The organism is Snuella lapsa, assembly GCF_039539345.1.
GTDB classification, from domain to species: Bacteria; Bacteroidota; Bacteroidia; order Flavobacteriales; family Flavobacteriaceae; genus Snuella; species Snuella lapsa.
In genome coordinates this window covers 1-803 of sequence record NZ_BAABCY010000126.1, presented here as the reverse complement: position 1 = coordinate 803, position 803 = coordinate 1, and the positions used below count along the sequence as shown (strand labels likewise).

Sequence of the window (803 nt, the reverse complement as noted above, 5' to 3'; positions counted from 1 at the left end):
GTTTCTTTGGGAAGAAACAAAAAGCCACTAGTCCAGCAATAAGGTTTACCAAAAAGCCAGAGAGAGACCTATGTCTTGTATGTTCAATTTTACATATATTTTTAAGTTCATCGTTTACCGATTCGACCAAAGCACGCTTTCTTAGCAGTATAGCGTCTACGTCGGAAAGGTTTTGTTTCTTCATGTTCTTCCTTACTTTGGTGATCAGTTGTATGCCATCCTGAAAGAGCAAGTCAGCCAAGGCCTGTGAAATATAACCTTTGTCCCCAAATAATTTTCCAAAGACTTCCTTGGTCATGGCTGTCATCACCTCTAGGTTTCTGTCGTCCACATTACCCTTGGTCAGATAGAAAGACAGAAGCTCTCCTTTGTCGTTGATGATCAGGTGCAACTTGAACCCAAAGAACCAGCCCATGGTGGATTTTCCTTTCTCAGCAATTCCCTTAAAGACACGGTGCTGTTTTTCCCGTTTAATATGGCAGACCCTGAGCAGGGTGGAATCAATATAATTGATCCCTCTTGATTTGCCCAGCCCTCGGTACTTTAGATAAAGCATCAATGGCAGTAAAACACGTTCTTGCCTGGCATTGAACCTTACATAGCTGATCAGGTCAGGGAACAGATCGTCCAGATGTTTGCAGACATATTGGGTGTAAAAATGTTTGAAATTGGTAAACTGTCCAAAATGGAACAAGAGATAGATGCTCATCATCTCACTATCGGACAAACGCCCCTTTCTATTGCGCCTTTGGGGTGTGGAATTCTCTAAAAGTGGACGATTTTCTAGCTGTGAAGCAAATTCT

General features: G+C 42.1%; 1 protein-coding gene. It reads right to left on the bottom strand.

What is annotated here, in order from left to right; genetic code table 11:
• Window positions 1-803, bottom strand: an 803-nt coding sequence (locus ABD792_RS19165; RefSeq protein ID WP_345008198.1) for an IS982 family transposase, incomplete at both ends; no start/stop codon positions are given.